Annotated in this window: 17 protein-coding genes; 10 read left to right on the top strand and 7 right to left on the bottom strand. The window is 72.5% G+C overall.

What is annotated here, in order from left to right:
• Positions 1 to 79: 79 nt before the first annotated feature.
• The gene (locus IPK37_04705) at positions 80 to 571 is read right to left on the bottom strand and encodes an NUDIX hydrolase (GenBank protein ID QQS01720.1); all 492 of its coding nucleotides are present in this window, start codon (positions 569 to 571) and stop codon (positions 80 to 82) included.
• 101 nt (positions 572 to 672) lie between these two features.
• A complete protein-coding gene (locus IPK37_04710) occupies positions 673 to 3,714 on the bottom strand; it encodes a glycine--tRNA ligase (GenBank protein ID QQS02675.1) in 3,042 nt (1,013 codons plus the stop codon).
• A gap of 10 nt (positions 3,715 to 3,724) precedes the next feature.
• Here IPK37_04710 and IPK37_04715 point away from each other — a divergent pair, with 10 nt between their 5' ends.
• The 5 genes from IPK37_04715 to def all read left to right on the top strand — a co-directional run bounded on the left by IPK37_04715 (position 3,725) and on the right by def (position 8,885).
• Complete coding sequence (locus IPK37_04715; protein QQS01721.1) at positions 3,725 to 3,883, top strand: hypothetical protein; 159 nt, start codon at positions 3,725 to 3,727, stop codon at positions 3,881 to 3,883.
• 220 nt (positions 3,884 to 4,103) lie between these two features.
• Positions 4,104 to 4,844, top strand: coding sequence for a LysE family translocator (locus tag IPK37_04720; protein ID QQS01722.1), 741 nt, complete (start codon positions 4,104 to 4,106; stop codon positions 4,842 to 4,844).
• 299 nt (positions 4,845 to 5,143) lie between these two features.
• On the top strand, positions 5,144 to 6,892 hold the full coding sequence (locus IPK37_04725; GenBank protein ID QQS02676.1) for an indolepyruvate ferredoxin oxidoreductase subunit alpha: 1,749 nt from the start codon (positions 5,144 to 5,146) through the stop codon (positions 6,890 to 6,892).
• Positions 6,885 to 7,550, top strand: a complete 666-nt coding sequence (locus tag IPK37_04730; GenBank protein ID QQS01723.1) for an indolepyruvate oxidoreductase subunit beta — start codon at positions 6,885 to 6,887, stop codon at positions 7,548 to 7,550. Before IPK37_04725 ends, IPK37_04730 begins: the two co-directional genes overlap by 8 nt.
• Positions 7,551 to 7,952: 402 nt before the next feature.
• Entirely contained in the window at positions 7,953 to 8,885 is a 933-nt protein-coding gene (gene def, locus IPK37_04735; GenBank protein QQS01724.1) for a peptide deformylase, read from the top strand.
• 166 nt (positions 8,886 to 9,051) lie between these two features.
• Here the strand turns inward: def and IPK37_04740 are convergent, their stop codons facing one another.
• A complete protein-coding gene (locus IPK37_04740; protein ID QQS01725.1) occupies positions 9,052 to 9,348 on the bottom strand; it encodes a hypothetical protein in 297 nt (98 codons plus the stop codon).
• Positions 9,349 to 9,410: 62 nt separating this feature from the next.
• On the bottom strand, positions 9,411 to 9,995 hold the full coding sequence (thpR, locus tag IPK37_04745; protein QQS01726.1) for an RNA 2',3'-cyclic phosphodiesterase: 585 nt from the start codon (positions 9,993 to 9,995) through the stop codon (positions 9,411 to 9,413).
• A 91-nt stretch (positions 9,996 to 10,086) separates the two neighbouring features.
• Between thpR and IPK37_04750 the strand changes: the two genes are divergently transcribed.
• The 3 genes from IPK37_04750 (at position 10,087) to IPK37_04760 (ending at position 11,945) form a co-directional block, all read left to right on the top strand.
• A complete protein-coding gene (locus tag IPK37_04750; protein QQS01727.1) occupies positions 10,087 to 10,992 on the top strand; it encodes a carbamate kinase in 906 nt (301 codons plus the stop codon).
• A 145-nt stretch (positions 10,993 to 11,137) separates the two neighbouring features.
• Positions 11,138 to 11,530 carry a PaaI family thioesterase gene (locus tag IPK37_04755; GenBank protein ID QQS01728.1) on the top strand — a complete coding sequence of 131 codons (393 nt, stop codon included), beginning with the start codon at positions 11,138 to 11,140 and terminating at the stop codon, positions 11,528 to 11,530.
• Positions 11,531 to 11,741: 211 nt separating this feature from the next.
• Positions 11,742 to 11,945: a CopG family transcriptional regulator gene (locus IPK37_04760; GenBank protein ID QQS01729.1), complete on the top strand. Its 204-nt coding sequence runs from the start codon at positions 11,742 to 11,744 to the stop codon at positions 11,943 to 11,945.
• Between the two features lie 40 nt (positions 11,946 to 11,985).
• On the opposite strand, the gene IPK37_04765 is transcribed toward IPK37_04760, so the two are convergent.
• Positions 11,986 to 13,368 carry a tyrosine phenol-lyase gene (locus IPK37_04765; protein QQS01730.1) on the bottom strand — a complete coding sequence of 461 codons (1,383 nt, stop codon included), beginning with the start codon at positions 13,366 to 13,368 and terminating at the stop codon, positions 11,986 to 11,988.
• Between the two features lie 230 nt (positions 13,369 to 13,598).
• Between IPK37_04765 and IPK37_04770 the strand changes: the two genes are divergently transcribed.
• Positions 13,599 to 14,159: a hypothetical protein gene (locus tag IPK37_04770; protein QQS01731.1), complete on the top strand. Its 561-nt coding sequence runs from the start codon at positions 13,599 to 13,601 to the stop codon at positions 14,157 to 14,159.
• Between the two features lie 33 nt (positions 14,160 to 14,192).
• Here the strand turns inward: IPK37_04770 and IPK37_04775 are convergent, their stop codons facing one another.
• Positions 14,193 to 15,536, bottom strand: a complete 1,344-nt coding sequence (locus IPK37_04775) for an MFS transporter (protein ID QQS01732.1) — start codon at positions 15,534 to 15,536, stop codon at positions 14,193 to 14,195.
• Between the two features lie 144 nt (positions 15,537 to 15,680).
• On the opposite strand from IPK37_04775, the gene IPK37_04780 reads away from it, so the two are divergent.
• A complete protein-coding gene (locus tag IPK37_04780; GenBank protein QQS01733.1) occupies positions 15,681 to 16,817 on the top strand; it encodes a LacI family DNA-binding transcriptional regulator in 1,137 nt (378 codons plus the stop codon).
• A gap of 139 nt (positions 16,818 to 16,956) precedes the next feature.
• Here IPK37_04780 and IPK37_04785 read toward each other — a convergent pair whose 3' ends face one another.
• The gene (locus IPK37_04785) at positions 16,957 to 17,244 is read right to left on the bottom strand and encodes a hypothetical protein (protein QQS01734.1); all 288 of its coding nucleotides are present in this window, start codon (positions 17,242 to 17,244) and stop codon (positions 16,957 to 16,959) included.
• Between the last annotated feature and the right edge of the window lie 7 nt (positions 17,245 to 17,251).

Raw genomic sequence — 17,251 nt, forward strand, 5'->3', positions numbered from 1 at the left:
CGGTCGGCTCGGGCCGTTTTGTTGGGGGCTGGGCCGCCAGCCGGTGGGGTCGGAGTGTCAGCCGGTGGAGCCCGCGGCGTCAGCCGGTGGGGTCGGCACCGTCCTCCAGGTAGAGGACGCCGTCGCCGGGTTCGCCGTCCCGCAGCACCCGGGCCAGGAGACGGGCTGTCGCGGCGGCCGCGTGGTCGGCGATCTCGTCCGGGGCGCACCAGTGCACCGCCCGGATCTCGTGCGGCTCGAGCCGGAACGTCTCGGTGAGCGCGGCCTCGTGGCGACCGAGGTCGAACAGGAAGATGGCGGCATCGTCCCAGCTGCGCCACGGCGGGAGCCAGTTAACCGCCAGGAGCCGTTCGGCCTGGAACAGGGCGCCGAGTTCCTCGCGGACCTCCCGCAGGCAGCCCCGGCGGGGCGGCTCCGCGGGCTCGACCACGCCGCCGGGCATGTCCCACTGCTGCTTGTAGGTCAGCTCGCACAGCAAGACCCGACCCGACTGGTCGCGGATCAGACCATGCCCGATGACGCGGGTCTTGGGCAGGCGAGCGTTGAGCCACCGGATCCGGTCATCGTCCATCGCCCGTTCCCCGCTCCCTGCTCGACGGCCCTTGCCCCACACCGTAGGCCCGGGCCGCCGCAGGGGAAACCGGAGCGGTCGGAGCGTGGACGCAAGCCGGTTCAGGCGCCCAGCGCGAGGTCCAGGGCGCGCCAGTCCACGGTGTGCGGGGCGCTGGCCCGGACCGCGGCCAGCAGCCCGAGCCTGGCCGCCTTGACGGCTGGGTCCGGGGCCATCACGAGGATGTCGTCGAAGAACTTCGCGATGGGCCCGACCAGGGCTCGGCCCGCCGCCGCGTACTCCGCCACGTCCTTCGGATGGTCCAGTCTCAGCGCCCAGAGGGCCTGGTGCAGGCCCTCTTCGGCGGGCTCGGTGAGCAGCGCGCCGTCGTACGTCGTCGGGGTCCCGGCCGGCACGATCCGCTCGATCCGCTGCAACGCGGCGACCAGGTCCCGGAAGCCCTCGTCCCCGGCCAGACCCTGCAGCGCCGCCAACGTCGCCGCCGCCCGGCCCGGGGAACCGGCGCCCGGCAGGATCGCCTGGACGAAGCCGGCACCGACGCCCTCGTCCCGCAACAGCTGCGCAAACCGTCCCGCCACGAACTCCTCGGCCGCCTCGATGGAACCGTCGGGCACCTCGATGCCCTGCACCGCCAAGCGGGATGCGGCCGCCGCCAACCCGTCCCACACGGTCAGGTTCGCCAGCGCGGACAGCGGCCCGTCAGCCGCGTCCTCGCGCAGGATCCGGATTACCCCGAGGGCGGCGCGCCGCAGCCCATAGGGGTCGCTGGACCCGGTCGGCTTGGCGCCGAGCGCGAACATCGCCATCAGCAGGTCGAACCGATCGGCGAGCGCCAGCAGCGCGCCCGGGAGACTCGCCGGCACCGCATCCGCGGCCGTGTGCGGCTGCTCCATCTCGGCCAGCGCCTGGGCCACCTCGGGGGTCTCGCCCTTGCGGACCGCGTACTCCTTGGCCACGAAACCCGCCAGCGAGCTCATCTCCACCACCATCTGGCTGGCCAGGTCGAACTTGGCCAGCTCGCCGGCGCGGGCCAGCGTCGCCGCCTCGGCGTCGGACAGCCTGGTGCGGCGCTCGCTGAGCAGCTCAGCGAGGCGTCCGGCGACGTCGGCGATGCGGCGGGCCCGCTGCCCCACCGAGCCGAGCCGGTTCTCGAACGTGAGCTTCTCCAGGCCCGGGACGAAGGCGTCCACCGCCTCGGCGCGCAGGTCGGCGTTCCAGAAGAACAGCGCGTCCTCATAGCGGGCCCGCAGCACCGACTCGTTGCCGCGCCGCACCACGTCGTCGTCGCAGTCCCCGTTGGCCATCGTGACGAAGTAGGGCATCAGCTCCCCCGAGCCGGAACGCACCGGCAGGTACCGCTGGTGCTTGCGCATCACCGTGGTCAGGATGCGGTCCGGCAACTCCAGATAGCGCTCATCGAAGGAGCCGAGAATCCCGTGCGGCTGCTCGACGAGGTTGGTGATCTCGTCCACCACCGCGGCATCGCCATCGACGTCCACCCGACCCCCGACGGCCTCCGCGAGCCGGCGCGCCTGGTTCACGACGCTATCCCGACGCGCCCCCACCGACACCTCGATGCCGGCGTCGTGCAGGGCGTCCACGAGGTCGCCAGCCTGCGCGACCTCGACCCAGGGTCGCTCGGCGCCGCGCAGGACGTACGTCGAGCGCCCGGCCACCACCGACGACACCGTGACCGGCACCACGACCGGGCCCCACAGCGCGACCAGCCAGCGGATCGCCCGGGAGAAGCTCAGCTCGGGGTCGCGCCAGCGCATGTTCTTCTCGGCGCGCAGCCCGAGCACCACCTCCGCCAGGACCTCGCCCAGCACGTCCAGCGCCGGGCGGCCCGCCTCGGTGACCTCGATGACGGCGTGCTCGTTCCCGCCGATCTCGGCCTTGACCACCTGCTCAAGGCTCGCCTTCTGGCCACGGACGAAGCCCTGCAGCGCCTTCGTGGGCTCGCCGGAGGCGTCGTACGCCGCAGCCCACTTGGGCCCCTTGACCTGGCGCGCCGCGTCCGGTTCCTCGGCGGCGACGTCGGCCACGGTCGCGACGATGCGCCGCGGCGTCCCGTCGACCCAGATCTCGCCGTGGGCCAGCCGCGTCGCCGCCAGCTTCTCGGTGAGCGCGGCGCGCACCGCGGTGATGGTCTCCGGCACGACGTGCGGCGGCAGCTCCTCCAGGCCGATCTCGAACGCCAGCGTCTGCGGGGTGGTCGGGACCTCGGTGCGGCTCGGCGAGGGCACGGCCGCGAGCTTGGTGCGCTCTTCCCGGAGCAGCGGCAGCCCGAGCTCCTCGCGCCGCTCGATCCACAGCGTCGCGGTGTCGCGCATGAGGCGCCGCATCGACGCGAACGCCTTCGCCCGCTCGGTCGTCGAGATCGCGCCGCGGGCGTCGAGCACGTTGAAGGCGTGGCTGGACTTGAGGATGAAGTAGTGGGCGGGGACGGGCAGGCGCGCCTCGACCATCCGGGTCGCCTCGGCCACATAGGACTCGTAGAGCTTCTGGTTGGTCGCCACGTCGGCGTCGTCGAGGTAATAGCGGCTCATCTCATACTCGGCCTGGCCGAACGCCTCGCCGTACGTGATGACGCCGCCGTCCGGGGTCGTCGCGTAGACGATGTCCTTGAAGTGGGTGACGCCCTGGACGGCCATGAGGATGCGCTCCATGCCGTACGTGAGCTCCACCGGGATCGGGTCCAGGTTGTGGCCACCGACCTGCTGGAAGTAGGTGAACTGGGTGATCTCCATCCCGTCCAGCCAGACCTCCCAGCCCAGCCCCCAGGCGCCGATCGCCGGCTGGGCCCAGTTGTCCTCGACGAACCGTACGTCGTGGGCATGCAGGTCGATCCCGAGCGCCTCGAGGCTGCCGAGGTAGAGCTCCTGCGGGTCGCCGGGCTCGGGCTTGAGGATGACCTGGTACTGGGTGTGCGTCTGCAGCCGGTTCGGGTTCTCGCCGTAGCGGGAGTCGTCGGGGCGCACGCTCGGCTCGACGTACGCGACGTCCCACGGCTCCGGCCCCAGCACGCGCAGGACGGTCGCGGGGTTCATCGTCCCGGCGCCCACCTCCGTGTTGAACGGCTGCACCGTGAGGCAGCCCTTCGCGGTCCAGTAGTCGGTGAGAATCCGCAGCGCGTCTTGCATCGTCAGCACGATGACCAAGGCTACCGGGGTGAGCATGGGCGACCGTACGCCGTACGCGGCGGTGGTCGTACGCCGTACGCGGCGGCAGAAACCCGCGGGTGTCGACCGCCCGTCCCACGGCCGGGTCGCAGGCAAGGACGCAGACCTGCTGACGGGTGGACAACAGTAGGTCTGCGATCTCGGCTGCGATGCCGGCCGGCGCAAACACGTGTCGGCGCAGGGCTCGGCGGAACCGGCAGGATCGTGCCGATCCGGCGCGCCGACACGGTTTCATCTGTGCCCGCATGGCCTAACCGGCACGATCACGCCGACAATGGCCGCAGCCGTCCACGGCTCTGTTCCTGTTCCTGCGCATTCCCTCTAGCTCCACGACAAAAGGATGTGACCGCGTGACTCTTCACCAGGCGGTCATCTCGTTCGCGCTGGTCGCCGGGCTGGTCACGATCACCCCCGGGCTCGATACCGCGATCGTGCTCCGCTCGACGCTGCGCGGCGGCCGCCGGGCCGGAATCCTGACCACGCTGGGCGTCAACGCCGGGGTGCTGTGCTGGGGGTTGGCCGCGGCGCTCGGGGTGTCGGCGTTGCTCGCGGCGTCGTCGATCGCGTACGACGTGCTGCGGTACGTCGGCACGGCGTACCTGCTCTGGCTCGGTGGCCGCCTGTTGTGGTCGGCGACCCGGCGGCGCTCCGCCGTACCCGGCCACCCCACGCACCCGCACGACGACCCGCACGACCCGCACGACCCGGCCGACCCGCATGACCCGCGCGACCCGCACGGCCCGGCCGACCCGACGGACGCCGCCGATCCGGCAGCGGGGCGGGGGATGAACCCTGGCGGGTGGGCCAACTTCCGTACGGGCCTGCTCACCAACCTGCTCAACCCGAAGGTGGGCGCGTTCTACGTGGCGATGCTGCCGCAGTTCCTGCCCGACGACGTGCCCCCGGCGGCGATGGGCGCGCTGCTGGCGCTGGTCCACAACGCCGAGGGGCTGCTCTTCCTGGGCACCGTGACTCTCTTGGCCGGCAGTTTTCGGCGCTGGCTGACCCGCCCCGGGGTGAACCGCTCGATCGACGGCATCACGGGGGCGGTGCTGGTGGGCTTCGGCGCCAGGCTGGCCCTGACCCGCTGAGCTGCTCCAGACCGCCGTCCCCTGTGGACAATGACCGCTCACGACCTGCCCAAAGGGTGCCATGGCACCCAACGTGCAGGTCACGAACGGTCGTGGGTGCTCGCTCCGCCCCGGCACGCCAGCCAGGCCGGGCCGGCCAGCGCCCGAGCCCCGCGCGGCCAGCCTCCGGGCCGCCGGGTGGTGAGACGTTCCGTCTCGTAACAGGGGCTCTCGACTAGGGTCCCGTAGCACCCGAGCGAAGGGGTGCGGACGTGACGAACGTACTGGCCAGCCAGAATCCGACGGCCACGAACCGGCGGTTGCTGTCGGGAAACGAGGCCATCGCGCTGGGCGCCTGGGAGGCCGGCGTCGCGGTCGGGTGTGGCTACCCCGGCACCCCGTCCACGGAGATCCTCGAGGCGCTGTTCGAGTACCCGGACCTGTACTGCGAGTGGTCCGTCAACGAGAAGGTCGCGCTCGAGGTCGGGCTGGGTGCCGCGCTGGCCGGCGGCCGCGCCCTCGTCACGATGAAGCACGTGGGCGTCAATGTGGCGGCGGACCCGCTGTTCACCGCGGCGTACACCGGGGTCAACGCCGGCCTGGTCATCGTCACCGCGGACGACCCCTCGATGCACTCCAGCCAGAACGAGCAGGACAACCGCCACTACGCGATCGCCGCGAAGATCCCGATGTTCGAACCGTCCGACGCGGCGGAGGCGTTGGAGTTCACGAAGGCGGCCTTCGAGATGTCGGAGGCGTACGACACTCCCGTTTTCCTGCGCACCACCACTCGGCTGTCGCACAGCAAGTCCGTGGTCGAGGTCGCCGACCCGGCGACCGTCGAGCGGCCGCGTCACGAGCGGGGATTCACGAAGAACCCCGCCAAGTACGTGATGATCCCCGGCAACGCCCGCGGCCGCCGCGTCGTCGTGGAGGAGCACCTGCGCGCGCTGGCCGAGGTCGCCGAGACGCACCCCGCCAACAGGATCGAGTCGCTGCCCGGCAGGGTCGCGGACACCACCGTGACGGCCGGCGCCGGAAGCACGCGGGTCGGCGTCATCACGTCCGGGGTGCCGTACACCTACGTCCGCGAGGCCTTCGAGAACGCCCCCGGTGGCCCGATCGCCGTCGACATCCTGACGCTCGGCATCGTGCACCCGCTGCCCCGGCGGATGATCGAGGAGTTCGCCCGCACCCACGACACGGTGTACGTCGTTGAAGAGCTCGACCCCGTCATCGAGACCCAGGTCCGGTCCTGGGGCATCGGCGCCCCCGGATCGGGCACCCGCCTGATCGGCAAGGATGCCTTCCCGAGCATCGGGGAGTTCAGCGCCGAGGTCGTCCGCGCCGGTCTCGGCCTGGGCGCGCCCGCTGCCGAGGGCTCCCGAGTGGCGCCCGCGCTCGCCGTACCGCCTCGTCCGCCCGTCCTGTGCGCGGGCTGCCCGCACGGGCACGTGTACGCGGCGCTGCGTGACAAGGGCATGGTCGTTTCTGGCGACATCGGGTGCTACAGCCTGGGCGTGCTGCCGCCGTACAACGCCATGGACACCCTCGTCGACATGGGCGCCTCGATCACGATGGCGCACGGCATGGACGCCGTCCTCGGCCACGACCCGGCCCGGCCGACGATCGCGGCGGTGATCGGGGACTCGACGTTCGCGCACTCCGGGCTGACGGGGCTGCTCAACGCGTGCTGGAACAAGCGGGACGGGCTCTACATTGTGCTCGACAACGGCACGACGGCGATGACCGGCACCCAGCCCAACCCGCTGTCCGGGGAGCGGATGGGGCGCGAGGACGCGTGGGCGCTGAGCTATCCGTACCTCGCCAAGGCCTTCGGCATCCCCGACGAGAACTTCGCCCAGGTCGACGCCCACGACCGCGCCGCGGTGACCGCGACTATCGACGAGTTGGCCGACCGCCGCGGGGTACGGCTGCTCGCGGTCGTCGGGCTGTGCGTGATCGAGGCCAAGGAGCTGAGCAAGGCCGGCAAGCTGGAGGACAAGCGCGAGGACCGCAGGCTCGTGCACCTGCCGCTGATCGACGTCGGGGGACCGGGCCGTGGCTGAGGGGACACCGGGTACGCCGGAGGCTGCGGCGGATTCGCACGCGCGTGCCAGCGAGGTCGTCAACGTGCTCATGGTGGGCGTCGGCGGGCAGGGGATCGTGTTGGCCAGCGACCTGCTGGCCGAGGCGGCGCTGATCGCCGGGCTGGACGTCAAGAAGAGCGAGATCCACGGCATGTCCCAGCGGGGCGGGCCGGTGTTCAGCCACGTCCGGTTCGGGCCGGGCCGCGTGCAGTCGCCGACGATCCCGCAGGGCGAGGCCGACGTCATTTACGCGCTGGAACGCATGGAGCTGCTGCGCTGGGCCGCGTGGGCCCGGCCCGGCGGCGCAGCGTGTTACTTCGCCCAGGACATGTACCCGGCCGGGGTGAGCGCCTACCCGGAGGGGCTGGACGAGGAGATCGCCTCGCGGTTCGGGCCGGTGGTCCGTTTCGACCCGCGCGAGCTGCGCGACCGCGTCTCCCCGAAGGTCAAGAACACCGCGCTGCTGGGGGCGATGAGCACCCTGATCCCGCTCGACCCGGGATGTTATGTCGCGGCGATGCCGCGGCTGTGCCCGCCGGGCACCGCTGACGTCAACGCGGCCGCGTTCGAGCTGGGCCGCCAGCTCGCGCAGGAGCGCCTCGCTGCCCGGGACGGTGAGCCGGCCACCGCAGGGTGACAACCCCAGCCGCAGCCCCAGCCCGGACGCCAGCCGCAGCCACAAGCGCCAGCCCGGAACCCACCGCGAGGCGAGGCGCCTCTCTTGAAGGGGAGACAACGCCCGTACGTACGCGAGTCCTCTCGCTCTCAGGAGAGGCGCCTCAGCCAACGTGGGCCTGCACGAGCACCGCGAGGTGAGGCGGCTCAGCCGACTCGGCCGCACCACCCGGCCGCGGCACCACGACCACCGGCACCACGACCACCGCCAGGTGAGGCGCCTCTCTTGAAGGGGAGACAACGCCCGTATGTACGTGAGTCCTCTCGCTCTCAGGAGAGGCGCCTCAGCCATTGCGGGCCTGCATAACCACCGCCAGGTGAGGCGCCTCCCCTGCCTGTCGACCCCTTGGGCGATGATGGGGGCATGGCTTCGGTGTTCGGCTCCTTCGGTTCCTCGCGACGCGGCCCGGCCGCCCCCGACCCGGGCGACCGCCGGCCCCGGATCGACGGCTACCCGGTGGACCGCATCCCCGCGGTGATCGCCGAGGCCCGCCGCGGCCGGCGCCGCCGCGTCACGACGATCGGCGAGGACGTCCTGGCCAGGCCGTGCCGCGAGGTCACCGCCTTCGGGACGCCCGGCCTGCGCGCCCTCATCGACGACATGCACGCCACCATGGCCTGCTGCCACGGCGTCGGCCTCGCCGCCAACCAGATCGGCGTCAACCTGCGGGTGTTCGTGTACGACTGCGAGGACGCGTACGGCGTACGTCACGTCGGCCACGTCCTCAACCCCCGCCTGGAGTCGGCGATGGAGCAGTCCGGCGGGCGAGAGTCCAGCGAGGAGGGCTGCCTCAGCGTCCCCGGCCCCGTCGCCGAGGTGCAGCGCGCCCGGGTCGCCGTCGTCCGCGGGGTCGACATGTTCGGCAAGCCGGTCACGGTCGAGGGCACCGGCACGCTGGCCCGCTGCCTGCAGCACGAGTGCGATCACCTGGAGGGACGGCTGTACGTCGACCGCCTCGGCGCCCGCGACCGCAAGAAGGTGCTGAAGTCCATGGAGGAGCTGCGCGCCTCGACGTGGGCGGCGTGGGACGCCCGGGCGGCCGAGCTGGGCAAGGAGTCCTCGGCCCAGCTCTCGCCCGAGCCGCCGACCGTGGACGACGTACCGGCTCCCCTCGTCGCGATCGGGACCGGCGGCACCGAGGAGTGGGACGCCGGGATCGTCGACTACGACCCGGCCGCGTACGCCGAGGCGGACACCTCGGGGCCGAGTCCCGAGGTGTCCGAGGTCCCGGAGGCGGCAAGCTACGACGACGCCCGCGCCGCCGAGCTGCCCGACGAGGACGAGGCCCGCGGCTGACACAAGGCCCGGCGCGACTGACGCGCCACCCGGCGCGGCTGACGCAAGGCCCGGCGCGGCTGACACAAGGCCCGGCGCGACTGACGCGCCACCCGGCGCGGCTGACGCAAGGCCCGGCGCGACTGACGCGCCACCCTGCGCGACGGGAGAGGGCCGGGCGACGGGCTTAGCCAGCGTGCTCGGCGAAGGAACCAAGCAGGGCGTTCCACTGCACGATCTCGTGGCGCTCCACCAGCTTGTCGCGCTGGAACGGGTCGCCGCTCAGCAGCTCCTCGACGGCGGCGGGCGAGTCGGCGCGGAAGATCAGCAGCGCCTGGTCGCGCTCCAGCCCCACCAGGGGACCGGAGGCGAGCAGCTGCCCCGACTCGACGAGGCCGCGCAGGTATTCGCGGTGATTCGGGCGCCCCGCGGCGATGGCCTCGGCGTCGGCGCAGTAGGTGTAGTGCACGGCGTAGACGGACATGACCGCCAGCGTAGGCGTCTAGCCCAGCCCAGGGTGCGGCGCGGTTCCCCACCCCCTCCCGTTCAGGGCGCGAGCGGGCAGGTCGCCAGGATCTCGTACCGGGGCGCCCGCCGCGGCCCCTCCCCCAGGTGGGAGGCCACGAGGCTGACGGCGTCGGGGGTCCACGTCGGCCCGGCGTACGCGTCCAGCACCCGCACCCACCGCGTCACGTTCGCCGGCCGGCCGAGGCGCGCGAGGGTGAGGTGCGCGCGGAACCGTTGCCCGTCGACCTCCGCGCCGGCGGTCGCGAACGCGGTCCGGGCGCCGCGGGCGAGGGCGGCGAGTTCGTCGCGCTCGGACGGTACGTCGTGCGCGAGGCCCGACCACAGCACCCGGGCCCCGTCGGGGTCCGGGAAGGCGCCGCCACCGCTGATGGCGAGGGGGCCGAGGTGCCGGCGCGCGGCCGCCGCGGCGAGGCGGTCGGCGATGTCGTCGAGGAGGTACTCGGGAGCGGTCGCGGCGAACGCCAGCGTGACGTGCCACTGGGCGGGCGCGGACCAGCGCAGATCCGGGTCTGCGGCGCGACGCGGTTCGAGGAAGTCGTCGAGGTGGTCGAGGGCCTCGACGGGCGGGATGACGGCGGCGACGAGGCGAAGCGATGTCGGCATACGAGCGGCCGGATGTCGTCGGACCGGGCGACGAGGAGCGAGTTCAGAAATCGGCGGACGCGCGTCGCGCCGCCGCCCCATCATGACACTCATGCGCATCGTCGTCGCCCTCGGCGGAAACGCCCTCCTGCAGCGCGGTCAGGTGCCCGACGCCGCCGCCCAGGTCGAGAACATCCGGGTCGCCGTGGCCGCGCTCGCACCCCTCGCCCTCGAGCACGACCTGCTCATCACCCACGGCAACGGGCCCCAGGTGGGGGTGCTTGCTATGGAAAGCGCCGCCGATCCGCGGCTCACCGGGCCCTACCCGTTCGATGCGCTGGGGGCGATGACGCAGGGGCTGATCGGGTACTGGGTGCTCCAGGCGTTCGGCAACGCGCTGCCCGAGGACAAGCCCATGACCGCGGTGATCAACCAGACGCTGGTCGACCTCAACGACCCGGCGTTCGAGAACCCGACCAAGTTCGTGGGCGAGGTGTACGACGAAGCGCAGGCCCGCGAGCTGGCGGCCCGGTACGGCTGGCAGGTGCGCCAGGACGGCCCGCACTGGCGCCGAGTGATCGCCTCGCCGCAGCCGCTGCGCATCATCGAGGTACCCCTGATCCGGCGGCTGATGGGCGAGGGGGTCCTGGTGGTGTGCGCGGGCGGCGGCGGGGTGCCGGTGGCTATGCGCGACGGCGACCTCGTCGGCGTCGAGGCCGTGATCGACAAGGACCTCTCGGCGGCGATGCTGGCCGTGGACGTCGAGGCGGACCTGCTCATGGTGCTCACCGACGTGGCGTCCGTCGTCGAGGACTTCGGGACACCCAAGGCCCGCCCGATCGGGCGGATCCCGGCGAGTGAGTTGCGGGCCAAGGGCTTTCCGGCCGGCTCGATGGGGCCGAAGGTGGAGGCGGCGTGCCGCTACGTGCAGCGCACCGGCAAGCGCGCGGTGATCGGGCGGCTCGCCGACGCGGGGCGGCTGGTGGATGGCGAGGTGGGAACGTACGTCGTGCCGTAGCCGGCGTTCGTCCCGGCCGGCGTTCGCCGGGAGCTCGGCGTCGTCGCCGATCCTCGGTGTTCCTGCCGGCTCCCGGCGTTCTGGGCTGCGGGCGGCCGCCAACACCAATGCGATTCGTCCGGATTCGCGTGGGTATGTACGGGCCATGACGACCTTCACCGAGCGCCTCGGCATCCACCCCACCGGCCCGGGCGAGGCCGCCCGCCCGGGCGACGACGCCGGGCAGCGCCTCCTCGTCACCGACGAGATGCTCAACGTCAACGGCGGGCTGCACGGCGGCGTCCTGGCCACCCTGCTCGACACGACGATGGGCGACGCCGTACGGTCCGGGCTCGACGAGGGCGAGGCCACGGTGACGGTGACGATGACCGTGACGTTCCTGGACGGCGCGAAGGAGGGTGACGAGCTCGCCGCCTCGGCGGAGGTCCGCAAGCGCGGCGGCAAGCTCGTGCTGGTCGAGGGCGACGTGACCCGGCTCGGCGACGACGCGCCCATCGCCCACGCGGTGGCCACCTTCACGGTGGTGAGTAAGGACTGACCTACTCCACGCGCAGGCCGCGCCCGCAACGACTCGGGACGCTTGCCGGCCACCGCGCGATGTTCGCCGCGACGATCAATGCCCCCGATGAGGACGCAGACCTCGTCCGAATCCGGGGTATTGATCGTTTCGCGTGACCGGCAACCACCCGGCAAGGCGTGGAGCAGGGTCCTTGACGCGATCCGTGATAGCACCGTGGTTTCATCGCCGTATGGCCATGAGGTTGCGACTCACCCCGGAGGACGAGGCGGTGCTCGCGCGCCTCGCGGAGGAAGACGGGGTCAGCCGCCAGGAGGCCACGATCCGGGCCATTCACGAGGTCGCTGCCCGACGAGGCCGTGAGCGGGACGTCAGGGCACTGTCGGCCGCCGCCCGACAGCGGTACGCCGACCTGCTCGATCGCCTCGGCCAGTGACCACGTCCTGACCACGGACCGGGCGACCAAGCGACCGGGGTCAGGCCAGCGGCTCGAAGCGGCTCGTGAAGAAGCGCAGAGTCGGCGACTCGTAGGTGAACTTCAGGCCCTTGATCTGGTCCCGGTTGGCATAGCACTCGATCACCGCGTCGGCGACGACGTCCATGTGCCGGTCGGTGTAGACCCGCCGCGGGATCGTCAGGCGCACCAGCTCCAGCTTCGGGAACTGCTCCTTGCCGTCCTTGCCGCGGCCCGAGCTGACGTTGCCGCGCTCCATGGACCGCACCCCGGACTCGACGTACAACTGCGCGGCGAGCGCCTGCGCCGGGTACTGGTCCTGCGGGATGTGCGGCAGGAACCGGCGCGCGTCGAGGAAGACGGCGTGCCCGCCGACCGGCTCCACGATCGGGATGCCGGCCTCCTGGAGCCGTTCGCCGAGGTAGCGGACCTGGCCGATGCGGTGCGCCAGGTAGTGGTCGTCGGTGGCCTCGCGCAGGCCGACGGCCATGGCCTCAAGGTCGCGGCCCGCCAGACCGCCGTAGCTCGGCATGCCCTCGAAGACCACCACCAGCTCGCGGGCGGCGACCAGGATCTTCTCGTCGCGCATGGCCAGGAAGCCACCGATGTTGACCAGGCAGTCCTTCTTGCCGGACATGGTCAGCCCGTCGAAGTAGCTCAGCTGCTCCTTGACGATCTCGGCGCAGCTCTTGTCTGCGTACCCCTCTTCCCGCTGCTGGATGAAGAACGCGTTCTCGGCGAGGCGGGTGGCGTCCGACCACATGATGATCTTGTGGTCGTCACACATCTTGCGGACGGCGCGGATGTTCTCCATCGAGACGGGCTGGCCGCCGGCGAGGTTCACGGTGAGCGCCACGTTGATGTACGCGATCTGGTCCGCCCCGACCTGGTCGATCAGCGCCTGGAACTTCGCGAGGTCCACGTTGCCCTTGAACGGGTGCTCCGCCTGCGGGTCGTGCGCCTCGTCGATGATGACGTCGTGGAAGGTGGCCCCGGCCATCTCCTGGTGCAGGCGGGTGGTCGTGAAGTACATGTTGCCGGGGACGTGCATCCCCGGGCGGATCAGGATCCGGCTGATCAGGTGCTCGGCGCCGCGGCCCTGGTGGGTGGGGACGACGTACGGGAAGCCGTAGACCTCCTCGACCGCGTCCTTGAGGATGTCGAACGACTTCGCGCCCGCGTATGCCTCGTCGCCGACCATCATGTGCGCCCACTGGTTGTCGCTCATCGCGGACGTGCCCGAGTCGGTGAGCAGGTCGATGTAGCAGAGCTTGGAGGGCAGCAGGAACGTGTTGTAGCCGGCCTCTTTGATGGCCGCCTCGCGCTGCTCGCGCGTGGTCATCGTGAGCGGCTCGACGGTCTTGATGCGGTAGGGCTCGGCGAGCTTGCGTTCGGTCGACGACATGGGCGGCCTCCTCGGATCGGGACCGGGCGTCGCGCGCCGCGGTCGACAATTGTCAGCCTCCAGTTAGGCGCTGTCGGGCATTACGCGCAACAGGCCAATGAAAGTCTATGCATATTGCTCACCCTTTTGTCGAGGCCATGCCAGCCGGCTGCTCGCACTGCCCAGGCCCAGGCGCGGCATGAGTCGGGCGCGACTGGGTACCGCCTCAGCAGCCACCCAAAGGAGATCTGATGGCCCACCCCATGGACCCCGCCGACGACCGCCGGGCCACGCGCGACGACGACGTCCACACCGACACTCACCGCGACCGGGACGACGCGGACCTGCCGTTGCCGCAGGATCCGGGCGGCGAGGAGGCCGGCCCGATGCCCGACGAGGTCGAGGAGCACATGACCGAGGACTCCCTGGGCATCCAGCACGAGCACTTCAACGCCACCGAGCGCCTGGACGCGGCCGAGTCCCGGATCGAGGCGCTCCGTAACGACGACGAAGCCGGTACGCCGCAGCGCCCCGCACCCGCCGACCCGGGCGACCCGACCGGCGCAGCCCCTCAGGCCGACGGGACCATCACGTCGGCCAGGGACGACGAGGCCGGCGACCCCAGTCGCCCCGCGAACGACCCCGCCGCTCAGGGTCCCGCGGGCGATCCGACGGCGGGACAGGCGGGTGCGGTCGACAGCGGACGCGTCCCCGATCAGGGGGCAGCCGCGGATGCCGGCGGCCTCGGGGCCCCAGGCGGCGTGGGCGGCAGCGGCCGCGCCCCGGACGGCGGCAACGCCATGACCACCTGACGGCCCCTGAGGCCCCCGAGCCCCCGCCGCGCGCTAGCCGGCGGGGGGTTCCTCGCGCATGGCCGGCGTCGCGAGCAGCGCCACGATCAACAGGGCGGCCACCACGGTCAGTGCGCGCAGCACGCCCACGTGGTCGCCGAGCCAGCCCAGGCCGGGCGGGCCGACGAGGAAGGCGCCGTACGCGATCGTCGACACCACGCTCATCCGCGCGGCCGCACGGCCGGGGTCGTCCGCCGCGGCGCTCATCCCCACCGGGAAGCCGAGCGATACCCCGATCCCCCAGATGGCCGCCCCGAGGTACGCCAGCGGCGTCGACCCCGAGAACACGACCAGCAGCGACCCGACGCCTGCGGCGACGAACAGCGCGCGCAGCAGGGGCACCCGCCCGTACCGGTCCAGCAGCGGCGCCCCGAACCAGCGCCCAGCCGTCATGAACAGCAAGAACGTCGCGAAACCCAGCACGCCCGCCCACTGCGGCAGCCCGTACCCGTCGATGAACGCCACCGACACCCAGTCGTTGGCCGCGCCCTCCGTGAACGCCGCGACCAGGGTTACCAGCCCGATCAGGAGCGTCCGCGGCTCGGTCCACGCGGACCGCACCGCGGGAGCGGCGCCGAGGGAGGAGGGCGCGGGTACGCCGTCCGCCCGCGCCGCCCGGACGTCGGCCCGGGCCGCCTCGCCGTCCTGGGCGCCAGGCCGGGCCGCCTCGCCCTCCTGTTCGCCGGCCGCCGGCGCCTCGGCTTCCTCGGTGCGCGGCAGGAACGACTGTACGGCGTACGCGATCCCCACCCACAGCACCGGCACGGCCACGGCGAAGTGCAGCCACACGGGCACCCCAGCCGCCGTCAGCCCCGCGGCGACCAGCGCAGATAGCACCGTGCCCAGGCTGAAGCCGGCGTGATAACGCGGCATGATCGTGCGGCCGAGGTGCCGCTCGACGGTCGCGCCCTCCAGGTTCATGGCGACGTCCCAGAGCCCGATCCCCAGCATGGCCAGGAAGAGGACCGGCAACGACAACGCGACCGAGTGGGCCAGCCCAACGGTGCACCCGCCGATCAGGAACGCCGCCAGCGAGAGGGTCGCGCCGACGAGTACGGTGCGCGCGGCGCCGTACCGTGCCGCCATCCGCCCCGCGAACGGCAGCCCGACGAGCGCGCCCGCCGATCCGACGAGCATGACGAAGCCGAGCTGTCCCGGGGTGAGGTCGAGGTCCTCGCGGATCGTCGGGATCCGACCCGCCCAGGTGGCGAACGTCATCCCGTTGAGCAGGAAGACGACGCTCGTCGCGACCTTGGCGCGTTCCAGCCGGGGCGCGGCGTGGCCGCCTCCCGACAGCCCCGAACCCGTCCGACGCCCGCCATGGTCCACGGTGGTCATCCTCTCGCCTCCCTTGGTCTGCCGGCTCCTGCCGGCGGTCCCGCGTGCCGCGCGTCGGCCGGCGCGCCCGCTTGGGCCGCCGCACCATGGCGCACCAGTCAGTTCGAATCGATTCGATCGAATCGTTTCGATTAGCATGAACCTATGACTCCCTCAGGTCAAGCCGCCGCCCCCGGACGCGCCCACCTGCGCGACGTCGCCGCCCGCGCGGGGGTGTCCGCCTCCACCGCGTCGCTGGTCTTCAGCGGCCGCGGCCCGGTGTCCGAGACGACCCGCGCGCGCGTGCTGGCCGCCGCCACGGAGCTGGGCTACCGCGGCCCCGACCCCCTCGCGTCGTCGCTGCGCCGCGGCAGGTCCGGGGTGGTCGCCTGCGTCGTCGAGGGGCGCCTCTTGCACGCGTTCCGGGATCCGTACGCCGTCTCGGTCCTGGACGGGCTGGCCGCCGAGCTCGACGCGGACGACCTCGGGCTGCTGCTCGTGAGCCAATCGCCGGCCGCACCCGAGCGGGCGGTGGGCCGGCTCGCGGGGACCGCATTCGACGCTCTCGTCTTCCTCGGCTGCGGCCCCCTGGCGAATCCGCTGGTGGCGCCGGTGCGGGCGCGGGGCGTACCGGTGGTCGCGCTGGGCTCCCCGATCGGCGAAGGCGTCGTGCTCGTCGACGTCGACAACCGGGCCGCCATGATCGGCGCGGCCGAGCACCTGCGCTCGCTCGGGCACGAGCGGGTCGCCACCCTCGTGTTGCCGCTCGTCCCGGGGCCGCAGCCGGGCGGGCTGCACACGGTCGGGGACATCCTCGCCGCGGTGGCCACCCCGGGCGCGCTCGACGGCGGGCCCCCGCCGGACACGATCGGCCGGCTGACCGGCACGCAGGAGGTCTTCGGTCCGCACTGCCCCGCGGTGGTCGCGGCCGAGGCGGACATCGACGGCGGCGCAGCGGCCGCGGATCTGCTGCTGCGGTTGCCGGCGGCGCGGCGGCCGACCGCCATCCTTGCCCAGTCCGACCTGCTGGCGGCCGGCGTCTGCCGCGCCGCGGCCCAGCGTGGGCTCCGGGTTCCGGAGGATGTCTCGGTGACCGGTTTCGACGGCATCCCAATGCCCTGGTTCGCGGGCGTCCTCACCACCGTCGAGCAGCCCGGGACGGAGAAGGGCGCGACGGCCGGCCGGGTGGTCCGCGCCCTCCTCGCCGGCGAGGACGCGCCGAGCGTGACGCTGCCGACGCGGCTGCGGATCGGGACGACCACGGCGGCCCCGGTGCGCGTGACGACGCCTGAAGACCGATAGCGACCGCTCACGACCAGGCCTTTGGGTGCCATGGCACCCAAGGTGCAGGTCACGAACGGTCGCTGTCCCGCGCCGTCATCCTTGTGGCGTCATCCGTGTGACGTCATCCCTGTGACGTCATCCGTGTGCCGTCATCCGGTTACGTCATGGCCAGGGCCTTGCGGGCCAGCGACTCCCACTCCGAGACGTCGTCCGCCGGCACCACGACCCAGTCGCCGTGGTCCTCCGCGGTCACCAGGCCCTCGGCATGCTCGCGGACCGCGCCGCCGCCCACGGCGCGGAACGCCATCCGCTCGTCGGTCCCCAGGCGCGCGAACGGTACGCCGTCGCGGGTCAGGATGCGGGCGCCGGCGTCGTCGCGCCCCTCCGCAACGCCGAGGTCCGCCAGGTCGACGCGCAGCTTGTCGAAGAGGGCCGAGGTATCCATGGGCCCA

This window comes from Austwickia sp., from assembly GCA_016699675.1.
Taxonomy (GTDB): domain Bacteria; phylum Actinomycetota; class Actinomycetes; order Actinomycetales; family Dermatophilaceae; genus Austwickia.

What these genes read in the sequence shown, in the direction of transcription:
- IPK37_04705 (QQS01720.1), bottom strand. Translation starts at nt 571, where the DNA reads ATGGACGATGACCGGATCCGGTGGCTCAACGCTCGCCTGCCCAAGACC.
- IPK37_04775 (QQS01732.1), bottom strand. Translation starts at nt 15,536, where the DNA reads ATGACCACCGTGGACCATGGCGGGCGTCGGACGGGTTCGGGGCTGTCG.
- IPK37_04780 (QQS01733.1), top strand. Translation starts at nt 15,681, where the DNA reads ATGACTCCCTCAGGTCAAGCCGCCGCCCCCGGACGCGCCCACCTGCGC.
- IPK37_04755 (QQS01728.1), top strand. Translation starts at nt 11,138, where the DNA reads ATGACGACCTTCACCGAGCGCCTCGGCATCCACCCCACCGGCCCGGGC.
- IPK37_04715 (QQS01721.1), top strand. Translation starts at nt 3,725, where the DNA reads ATGACCAAGGCTACCGGGGTGAGCATGGGCGACCGTACGCCGTACGCG.
- thpR (QQS01726.1), bottom strand. Translation starts at nt 9,995, where the DNA reads ATGCCGACATCGCTTCGCCTCGTCGCCGCCGTCATCCCGCCCGTCGAG.
- IPK37_04710 (QQS02675.1), bottom strand. Translation starts at nt 3,714, where the DNA reads ATGCAAGACGCGCTGCGGATTCTCACCGACTACTGGACCGCGAAGGGC.
- def (QQS01724.1), top strand. Translation starts at nt 7,953, where the DNA reads ATGGCTTCGGTGTTCGGCTCCTTCGGTTCCTCGCGACGCGGCCCGGCC.
- IPK37_04740 (QQS01725.1), bottom strand. Translation starts at nt 9,348, where the DNA reads ATGTCCGTCTACGCCGTGCACTACACCTACTGCGCCGACGCCGAGGCC.
- IPK37_04750 (QQS01727.1), top strand. Translation starts at nt 10,087, where the DNA reads ATGCGCATCGTCGTCGCCCTCGGCGGAAACGCCCTCCTGCAGCGCGGT.
- IPK37_04785 (QQS01734.1), bottom strand. Translation starts at nt 17,244, where the DNA reads ATGGATACCTCGGCCCTCTTCGACAAGCTGCGCGTCGACCTGGCGGAC.
- IPK37_04760 (QQS01729.1), top strand. Translation starts at nt 11,742, where the DNA reads ATGGCCATGAGGTTGCGACTCACCCCGGAGGACGAGGCGGTGCTCGCG.
- IPK37_04770 (QQS01731.1), top strand. Translation starts at nt 13,599, where the DNA reads ATGGCCCACCCCATGGACCCCGCCGACGACCGCCGGGCCACGCGCGAC.
- IPK37_04765 (QQS01730.1), bottom strand. Translation starts at nt 13,368, where the DNA reads ATGTCGTCGACCGAACGCAAGCTCGCCGAGCCCTACCGCATCAAGACC.